Source organism: Desulfosarcina sp., from assembly GCF_041551955.1.
Classification (GTDB): Bacteria; Desulfobacterota; Desulfobacteria; order Desulfobacterales; family Desulfosarcinaceae; genus Desulfosarcina.
In genome coordinates, this window is record NZ_JBFELV010000182.1 from 1 (window position 1) to 9,355 (window position 9,355).

Here is a 9,355-nt window from a genome sequence, read left to right on the forward strand (position 1 = left end):
ATCCGCGTTGCGGATATTGGCACCTTGACGGCGCTGGATGCCGCCGCCCATGAGGGGTTTCATGCCCCGGGCGTCAAATCGTTCCTCTTTACCCCCCTGTTTTACGGCCGCTACCTGCTGGGTATCATCGGCTGTGACGCCGTCAAGCAACCGGTTGCCTGGTCCAGCGAAACGCAGAACCTGGTCAAATGCGTCGGCAGCACCATCGTCAATGCGCTGATCCGGCGGCGAGCCCATCAGGCACCGGCCAACGTTCGCGAAACGATCCTCCAATTCGTCGCTCCCGGGCCCCCATCCGTGAGCAACGACCTTATCGACTACGACGGACCCATTGAGATCATCGACAATGAGATCGAAACGGAGAAAGCGGAGCAATGGCATTTCGAGGAAGGGGAACCCGACGACCCGGAACTGGTGAGCACGGCACTGCTCAAGGACGGGAAGACGGCCAACATCGCCTGCAAGCACTGCAACCGCCAGAAGCTGCTGGACATTTCCGACATCCGCGCCATCGGCACCCGGCTGAAGGCCACCTGCGCATGCGGCAACGACATGTACATCAAGGTCGAACTGCGCCGGGAGAATCGTAAAAAAGTCAACTTCGACGGCGTGTTCATCCGCGGCCGGGGTGAGCGACTGGCCTTGAAGTCGGACGACTGGGGAAGCATTAAGATCGACAACATCTCCCGCCATGGGGTCGGCTTCAAGGTCTTCGGGAAACAGGATGTGCGGGTCAACGACCGGTTCCGGGTCAAGTTCACCCTCGACAATACGGCCAGTTCGGTGATTCAAAAAGAGGTGGTGGTGCGATCGGTATCCGGAGAGACGATCGGCTGCCAATTCGTGGGCAAAGACGCCTGTGATGTGACCATCGGCTTCTACATGATGACCTGACCGGCAGCGAGGGACAGATGTCTATAGACTGAAGTCGGCGGTTTATTTGCTGCACCACGTAAGTAGAACCTGATCAAAAAAATATCCCTTCAGGATCGGGAAAATCGACATGTCGAAATTATGGAGGCCGGTTGTCTTGGCTAAATGGGTGCTTCCGGTGATGCTTCTGCTGCCGGTTGGGGTGTTTTCGGTCCATGCCGATGATGAATTCTGCCGTTATTGCGGCATGAAAAGGACGCAGTTCGGCCATTCATGGACGATCATCACTCACTCGGACGGAAATGAAGAGATGATGTGCTCGATCCATTGCGCGGCCATCGACATGGCGCTTCATACCGACAGCCCGGTGTCCAAAATTACCGTGGGAGACTACGGCTCCCACAGACAAATTGCGGCGGAATCGGCCTTCTGGGTGATCGGGGGCGACAAAACAGGGGTGATGACCGCCCGCGCCAAATGGGCATTTGAAACCAAAGCCGCCGCCGACCGGTTCATCGACGCCCACGGTGGAAAACACGCCGACTTCGACGCGGTCATGAAAGCCGCGTTTGAAGACATGTATCGCGACACCCTCATGATCCAGAAAAAGCGACAGATGATAAAGCTTCGAAAAGATGCCGCCGAAAAGTGAGGACAAGCCTCCGGTTCGCAGGGAGACGCCACCCGCTATTATCTACCTTTCGGTGGGAAGCATCGGTCTGCTGATTCTCGCCCTTGTATATTACGGATTCTATATTGGCGAGCGCATGACGTCCCTGGACGCGCCGATGATGAACGCCGTCGGCAAAATCAAGCTGGAGGCGGCTATCACCGGTCTGATGGTCGAGGAGATATTGAACAATGGTATCGTCGGCGGGTTGGAGGAAAGCTGGGAGCCACTGGACACGGCGGTGAGCCACCTCCGGCGACTGGCGGAAACACAGGCGGATTGGAAAACAGCGTTCCTTCCTTTTCAACAACCCGGTCTTCTGGCCGATATGGATGAATTGGAAAAAAAGCGCGCCGAATGGAAGGACGGCGCCAACCGCCGGGTTCGGGAAGAGAGGCTTGATTTTGTGCAGGACGACGCCGAGCTGCATTACCAGGCCGTCTTTTTCGAATTCATGGGGGTCGTCAACCGGCTGGAGGATCAGGTTCGGGAGATCCTGACCGAAAATCTAAGGCGGTTTCGCTATGCGCAGGGAATACTTTTTCTATCCTGCCTCGGACTCACCATTCTGGCCGGCATGGTTCTGTTTCGATTCGAACGGCAACGGACCCGGCACTTGAAGGAACTTCTTCTGACCGGGGAGCGCTTAACCATCGAGATCGAGGATCGAAAGCGGACGGCCCGGGTACTGTCCGAGCAGACCGATGCACTGGAACGGAGCAACCGGGACCTCCAGCAATTCGCCTATGTCGCCTCCCATGATCTCCAGGAACCCCTGCGGATGGTGTCGAGCTACGTTAAACTGCTGGAACGGCGTTACAAGGGAAAGCTCGACGCCGATGCGGACGATTTTATCGGTTTCGCGGTGGATGGCGCCGCGCGCATGCAGCGGATGATTCAAGACCTGCTCTCCTACTCCCGGGTTGAAACCCTGGGGCGTCCGCCGTCATGGACTGACACACGCGAAGTCTTCCGTCAGGTGGTCGCCAACCTTCGGGTGGCCATGGAGGAGAGCGGTGCCCGGATCACCCATGACCCGTTGCCGGTGGTGGAGGCCGATCCGACACAGTTGTCTCAGCTGTTTCAGAATCTGATCGCCAACGCCATCAAGTTCCGTCGAGAGATTCGGCCCGTGATCCATATGGCGGCCGTGAGAGAGGACCGTTTCTGGGCCTTCTCCGTCCAGGACAACGGCATTGGATTCGATACTGCCTTCGCCGACCGGATCTTCACCATCTTCCAGCGACTCCATACGCGGAAGGACTATCCGGGTACCGGCATAGGACTGGCGATCTGCAAAAAAATCGTAGAGCGGCACGGCGGATCCATCCGGGTGGAATCCGAACCCGGCCTCGGTTCGACATTTTACTTCACTTTGCCGGCGAGTGAATAAAGTCAGGCCGCCTAGCAAAATGGAACGGAAGGTAATGGACATTTTGCTGATCGAAGACAACCCCGGCGACGTTCGGCTCCTGCAGGAGGCCTTTGGGGACTGCGGTATACATCACCGTCTGGCGGTGGTGACAGATGGGGTCGAGGCGATGCAATACCTCCGGCGGGAAGAAGCCTACCCCGGGAGCATCCGGCCCGACCTGATCCTGCTCGACCTGAACCTGCCGGGGAAAGACGGCCGAGACATTCTGTTGGAGATCAAAACGGATGCGGACCTGCGACGGATTCCGGTGGTGATCCTGAGCACCTCCGGGGCCGAAGCGGATATCCTGGCCGCCTACGACCGCCAAGCCAATTGCTACATTCGAAAACCCCTTGACCTGGACGCCTTTTTTGCGGTGGCCGAATCGATTCTTCGTTTCTGGTCGGACACGGTGAAACTACCCGCGAAGGACGCCTCATGACGGATAGCATTCGCACCCTTTTGATCGAAGACAACCCAGGCGATGCCCGGTTGATTCAAGAGATGCTTTTCGAAGCGGACCCGACCGGTTGCGAAGTGACGGTTTTCGATCGTTTGGAAGAGGGACGGACAGCATTGGAAAAAGGCGTCTATGATGTGGTTCTGCTGGACCTGACCCTGCCCGACAGCGTGGGTTTGAACACCCTCTCCGGCCTCTGTTCCGGAGCTGCAACGGTGGCGGTGATTGTTCTGACCGGCCTGGACGACGAGGCAATCGCCATGGAAGCGCTCCGAAAAGGGGCTCAGGATTATCTGGTCAAGAACCGCATGACACCGGAGGTCCTCCTGCACTCGATTCGCTATGCCATTGAACGGAATCGGGTGGAACAGGCCCTGCTGGACCGGGAGCGGGAGTTGGAAGCCCAAGCCCGGGATCTGGAGGATGTCAACGCCGCCCTCAAGGTGCTGCTGAAACAGCGGGAGGCGGACAAGACCGAACTCGAGGAACGGCTGGTGTTCAATTTTCGGGAACTGGTCAAACCCTTGCTGGAGAGGCTCAAAACCAGTGGGCTCGACCAGCGTCAGAAGGGGTTTCTGGAGATCGTGGAGACTCAGTTAAACGACATCCTCTCGCCTTTCCTGCGCGGGGTTTCTCAGGGATATCTCAAGCTCACGCCCACGGAAATCCAGGTGGCCAACCTGGTCAAGCACGGCCAAAGCACCAAAGAGATTGCTAGCCTCCTGAACCTGTCGCCACGAACCGTGGAGGTCAACCGCAACAATATCCGCAAGAAAATCGGGATCACCAATAAAAAAGTAAACCTCAGGACCTACCTCCTCTCCACCAAATAGTATCTAGAAATTTTAAGTATTCCATACGTGATGTTCTAGTCTTTACTTTTCCCGGCCATCCGTCACAATTAAGATCAAGGATATTCCAGCCGTCCTCTCACGGACCCGAAAAGACTTCTCACCTTCAACCTGGGATCAACATGAAATCATCCTCAATCTTTTTTGCCTTGCTTGCGCTTTTCGTCACTCTCGTTGTCTCGAACCCGGTGACAGCCCAGGAACCGCTGCCCGCCCACGAGCTGGATCAAGTCAGCGTCACCGCGACGCGCATCGAACGCAAGACCGCCGAGGTCCCGGCGAGCGTGGCGGTGGTCGGTAATAAGGCCATTCAGGAGACCCCGATGTCCAACATCAAGGAGGTCATTCGGGGGATTCCGGGTGTTCTCATCGACACCCGCAACCAGGGGTACGACTCGCGCATTATTATTCGAGGAGCCGGTCTCAAGGCCCGGTACGGAGTTCGCGATATCATGGTCCTTCTTGACGGCGTCCCCATCACCGACCCCGACGGCCTGACCCGGTTGGATTTCATCGATACCCAGCTGATCGACCAGGTAGAGGTGGTCAAGGGCCCCAATTCGACCCTGTGGGGCGCCAATGCCGCCGGAGGGGTCATCAACATGACCACCAAAAGTCCGTTTGAGCGTGAGGGCGGCGTAGCCAAAGTCGGGGTCGGAGATTATGACACCCGAAATTATCACCTGTCCTATTCCGACGACATCGCCGAGACGGTCTACTACACCCTGAGCGGCAGCCGGCGGGAATCGGATAATTCCTGGCGGCGGTGGAATGAATTTGAAACCAATCAGGCATCCCTCCAGGGCGCAATGATGCTCGATGACGGATCGACCGTGGAGAGCTATGTCGGGGTCACCAGTGCCGACATCCAATTGCCGGGAAAATTGAACGAAAGCCAGTTCGCAACCTACCAGGCGACCGGCAAGGCCCTGGAGACCGATGGCCCCTGGCAATACTCCGGACGCTACTCAGATATTTTCTTCGTCAACGCCAAATATACCAAGGAGCTGGGGCCGTGGGAATTCAAACCCGTCCTCTATTTGAATAAATGGGCCCATGAACACCCCATCACCGGTCGAATTAACGATGCGGACACCAACACTTTCGGGGCCGATCTACAGCTCAACCGGAACCACCGCCTTGCCGGTATGAAAGGCATCCTCACCTTCGGTGCCACCGGACGGTGGGACGATCAAGAGACCGACTATTACCGGTATGCCGATTTTGCCACGACACCAGGGGGACGGATCACCGAGGTCCTTTCCGATCAAAAAGGCGAATTGATCGAGACCCAGGACCGCCGAGTCGATCTCTATGGGTTCTACGTTCAAGAATCTCTCCGACCCACCGACCGGTGGATCGTCGATATGGGACTGCGCTACGACGACATCCAGATGGACATCACCGGCACGCGGACCGAGGAATACAGTTACAGCTTGGGACGGTATGTCCCGGCGGAAGATCCTGTTGACGTTCGAAAGAACTTCAGCGGTTTCAGCCCCAGGATCGGCCTCACCTATCTGATCTTGGAGTGGTTGAATCTGTACACCAACTTTTCCCAGGGCATCCAAACCCCCACCGAGGGCGAAATCAGCGAAAACCCGGATCTGAACCCGGTGACCGTCCAAAATTACGAACTGGGGCTCAAAGCGCGGGCCCGTTCGTGGATGTTCGATTCCGCCGTCTATTACTCCCCCGTGGAGGATGAGGTGGTCCAGGTGATCGGGTCCGGTGGAGACAGCCAATACGTCAATTCCGGGGAAACGCTGAAACAAGGGTTCGAGTTCTCCGGTGCCTGGTCCGCCCCCTGGCAAACCTTGAAGGGATTGGAATTCGGCGCCGGCTATTCCTACACCAACTATACCTTCGAGGATTTCTCAGAGCCGGTTCGGGCCGGCGCAGCAGTCGTCAATATGGACCGGAGCGGCAACACACTGCCATTCATCCCAAGGCATCAGTACTCACTCTACGGACGCTATCGCCACGCCTCCGGGCTGAAATTCAAGCTGGAAACCTTTTCGTGGGGGTCCTACTACGTGGACAACGCCAACACCGAGAAGTACGAGGGGTACGATTTCGTCACCAACGCCATGGTCGGCTACGAAAAGGGACCCTTTCAAGTAACCCTCAATGTAGACAATCTGTTCGACAAATATTACGCCGTGGAGGTCGAAAAAGACACCCAGGGCGTCAAACGGTATACTCCGGCGGCGCCGCGATCCTTCATCGTGCGGCTGGCCTATCATTTCTGAAGGAGGAAGTCGTGCGCATCAGATCGATGGTCACTTTTGTTTTGGCGGTCCTGATTTCCCTGGCCGCGGCAGCGTACCGCTGGGGGGATTCGAGCCACGCCATCGGGCTCCTGTCAGCGAAAGGGGGCAAGGCCCGCCACCCATCGTTTCTGGTGAGCGGGTGGGATCGTTATACCCAGATTACCACGGCAACGGTGCTGCCGCCTTACCGGGGGGATGTCCGCGTCTTATTGGAGGGCAACCCGCCCCTGGATTACGATCTACGACTTTCGGGACCGGTGGTCGACCTGGGACTGCGGCGGCTGCCTGATTTCCGGGACGACATCCTTTACGGCGTTCAACCCGGAGATCGTCTCGCCATGTGGGTGCTCATGCGTGCTTTCCCAACGGACCCGGTTTGCGGCATGTCCGTCGGTGAGGGAGACCTTGCAACCACGTATCAGGGAAAGACGCGTCGTTTCTGCGGGGAAGGATGCCTGGCGTCATTTCGGAAGGAACCGGAACGATACCACGGAAAAGACACCCCCCGCGGCAAATACAACCTGGCTTTTTACGACACCCGCACCGAAACATCGGTGCTGAAGGTGCCCCTTATCTTCAAGGGAAAGGAGGATTCCCATGCATCGGGCGGACATCACTAAACCGGCCTTTCCGGGCAGACCCCGCTACTGGATCATGGCGCTGGCGCTGGTTCTGTTTCTTCCGCCGCTGTCGCTCCTGTTCCAGTTCACCGGGGACAGTAATTTCTGCGGAACCTGGTGCCCCCGCATGTTTTTCGTGTGGCGCCAAGGCGCCAGCCTGGACGCCTATGCCATGGGGTATCTGAGAAGTTACATGGGGGTGGCGCTGGTCTTCGGCATCCTGCTGACCACCTTCTTTTTCGGTCGCTATTGGTGCAGCCATCTTTGCCCCATCGGTGGCTCCATGGAGATGGGAAGCCGGCTGATACCCCGTTTCCTGAAAATCAATTTTGCCAACATTCCCGCCCCCGCCTTTCGTTATGGGTACCTGTCGGTCTACTTCGGTGCCGCTGCCTTAGGGCTGGGCAGCCTTTGCTGTTCATACTGCAACTTCGCCACCATCCCGCGCTTGATCGGGGCCCCCTTTTCAGGGGCGGACCTGGCCTATTTTCTGCGGACCGCCGGATTGATCAACCTGGGGATGGTCCTTCTGCTCGGGTTTTTCGCCAAAGGCGGCCGGGCCTATTGCAATCTGCTCTGCCCCATCGGGGCCATGGATGGGCTTGCCAACCGCGCTGGGGTCCGCTGGGGGCGGCGCATATCAGTCCAATCCGCCAGATGCGACGGTTGTGGCGACTGCGTGGACAGCTGCCCCACATGGGCCATCGACCTGACAGACCGGACCGCCCGAATCGATGCCCTTTCCTGCATGCCCTGCGGGGACTGCAAAACCGCATGCGCCAGGGGGGCCATCGACTACGGGAAGCCTCTTCTTCCAACGCCTGCGTTGAAAGGAAAGCCCGCATATGAAAAAGGTTAAGCCGCAAATTCTGTATGCGCTGATCGGGGCCTCCGGCGGCCTGGCCGGCATGCTTCCGCTTTCCCGCTGCAGCGGCAACTGCGCCGCCTGTTTCGGATGTGCCGGCGTCGGCCTGGGCATCGTCTTGATCCTGATCGGTCAATCGTTTAAAAGGGTAAAGGAGGGGTCCGATGGAATGGGTTAAAGAACTGATCGACTATGGGGTGATCGGTATGCTGCTGCTGATGAGCGTCGTCGCGCTGTCGGTGGCGGCGGAGCGGTTAATGGTCTACCGCCGTATTCGCGTCGGCCATTTTGCCAATAAAAAATCCCTGGAACTGCGGCTGTCGGGGAAGCTCCATATCATCGCCACCATCGGCAGCAATGCGCCCTACATCGGCCTTTTAGGGACTGTCCTGGGGATCATGATGACCTTCTATTCCATGGGACTGGAGGGTTTCATGGACACCGGGAAAATCATGGTGGGGCTCGCCCTGGCCCTGAAGGCCACGGCGGTGGGTCTGGTGGTGGCCATTCCGGCCATCGTCGCCTACAACCTGCTCCTGAGACGGGTCAAGGTGCTCCTGATGCAATGGGAGATCGAACATGAATGAAAAGGAATTCGATTACCTCAACGTCATCCCCCTGGTGGACATTATGCTGGTGCTGCTGACCATCGTTCTGACCACCTCCACCTTCATCGCCTCGGGGGTCATCCCCGTCGATCTTCCCAGGGCCGGGGAGGCGTCCGCGGGCTCGATGAAATCCCAGGTCATCGACATTGACCGGGAAGGCCGGGTGTTTCTCAACGCGGCGGCCGTATCCCTGGCCGACCTCGGGCACGTCATTGGGGGGGTCGACCGGTCCACGGCGGTGCTGATTCGGGCCGACCGGGCCATCGCGCTTCAATCCTTCGTGGACGTGCTGGATTTGGTCAAGACCCTCGGTTTCACGAAGGTTCACCTGCAAACGGAAACCAAAGTATGAGGACGCAGCTCCTGGGCATCCATATTTCCCTGATGGTCCACGGAATGGCCATAATGCTCGTCTACGCGGCCAGCCAGGGGATGACACCGGTGATCAGGACCGTGGCGCTCGACTTCAGCCTCGACTCAGGCGGTCGAGTGGTAGGGAAAGGTTCGGCAGCAGACGGCGGGTCCGGGGGAGATGAAGCGCAGCTTCGGGAGAAAGCGCCACCGCCAAAGGATTCTGCCAGAGACCGGAAGATCGCCCCCCCAACCAATCCGGAAAACCACCGCTTACCCGGTGTCGCCGAACCACCGCCGCTGGTTTCTGAGGAACGACCGCCGGTATTAGCTGAGCCGACCCCGGTGCCGGAAGAAACGCCACCCGTGG

12 protein-coding genes are annotated in these 9,355 nt (G+C 58.0%); all 12 read left to right on the plus strand.

The window, feature by feature from the left end:
• On the plus strand, positions 1-894 hold an 894-nt coding region (locus ABYV26_RS14255; RefSeq protein ID WP_372682022.1), incomplete at its 5' end, for a GAF domain-containing protein.
• Between the two features lie 109 nt (positions 895-1,003).
• Positions 1,004-1,525 (plus strand): nitrous oxide reductase accessory protein NosL, encoded by a 522-nt coding sequence (locus ABYV26_RS14260; RefSeq protein ID WP_372682023.1) that lies wholly within the window; start codon positions 1,004-1,006, stop codon positions 1,523-1,525.
• Positions 1,509-2,936 (plus strand): ATP-binding protein, encoded by a 1,428-nt coding sequence (locus ABYV26_RS14265; protein WP_372682024.1) that lies wholly within the window; start codon positions 1,509-1,511, stop codon positions 2,934-2,936. The genes ABYV26_RS14260 and ABYV26_RS14265 overlap by 17 nt, the downstream gene beginning before the upstream one ends.
• A 34-nt stretch (positions 2,937-2,970) precedes the next feature.
• A complete protein-coding gene (locus ABYV26_RS14270) occupies positions 2,971-3,399 on the plus strand; it encodes a response regulator (protein WP_372682025.1) in 429 nt (142 codons plus the stop codon).
• A complete protein-coding gene (locus ABYV26_RS14275) occupies positions 3,396-4,250 on the plus strand; it encodes a response regulator (RefSeq protein WP_372682026.1) in 855 nt (284 codons plus the stop codon). The genes ABYV26_RS14270 and ABYV26_RS14275 overlap by 4 nt, the downstream gene beginning before the upstream one ends.
• A 140-nt stretch (positions 4,251-4,390) precedes the next feature.
• Positions 4,391-6,520, plus strand: a complete 2,130-nt coding sequence (locus tag ABYV26_RS14280; RefSeq protein WP_372682027.1) for a TonB-dependent receptor — start codon at positions 4,391-4,393, stop codon at positions 6,518-6,520.
• Positions 6,521-6,531: 11 nt separating this feature from the next.
• Positions 6,532-7,161 carry a YHS domain-containing protein gene (locus ABYV26_RS14285; protein ID WP_372682028.1) on the plus strand — a complete coding sequence of 210 codons (630 nt, stop codon included), beginning with the start codon at positions 6,532-6,534 and terminating at the stop codon, positions 7,159-7,161.
• Positions 7,139-8,020 (plus strand): 4Fe-4S binding protein, encoded by an 882-nt coding sequence (locus ABYV26_RS14290; protein WP_372682029.1) that lies wholly within the window; start codon positions 7,139-7,141, stop codon positions 8,018-8,020. Before ABYV26_RS14285 ends, ABYV26_RS14290 begins: the two co-directional genes overlap by 23 nt.
• A complete protein-coding gene (locus ABYV26_RS14295) occupies positions 8,007-8,204 on the plus strand; it encodes a hypothetical protein (RefSeq protein WP_372682030.1) in 198 nt (65 codons plus the stop codon). The genes ABYV26_RS14290 and ABYV26_RS14295 overlap by 14 nt, the downstream gene beginning before the upstream one ends.
• A complete protein-coding gene (gene exbB / locus ABYV26_RS14300) occupies positions 8,191-8,613 on the plus strand; it encodes a TonB-system energizer ExbB (protein WP_372682031.1) in 423 nt (140 codons plus the stop codon). The genes ABYV26_RS14295 and exbB overlap by 14 nt, the downstream gene beginning before the upstream one ends.
• Complete coding sequence (locus tag ABYV26_RS14305; protein ID WP_372682032.1) at positions 8,606-8,986, plus strand: ExbD/TolR family protein; 381 nt, start codon at positions 8,606-8,608, stop codon at positions 8,984-8,986. Before exbB ends, ABYV26_RS14305 begins: the two co-directional genes overlap by 8 nt.
• On the plus strand, positions 8,983-9,355 hold a 373-nt coding region (locus tag ABYV26_RS14310; protein ID WP_372682033.1), incomplete at its 3' end, for a hypothetical protein. The genes ABYV26_RS14305 and ABYV26_RS14310, both read left to right, overlap by 4 nt.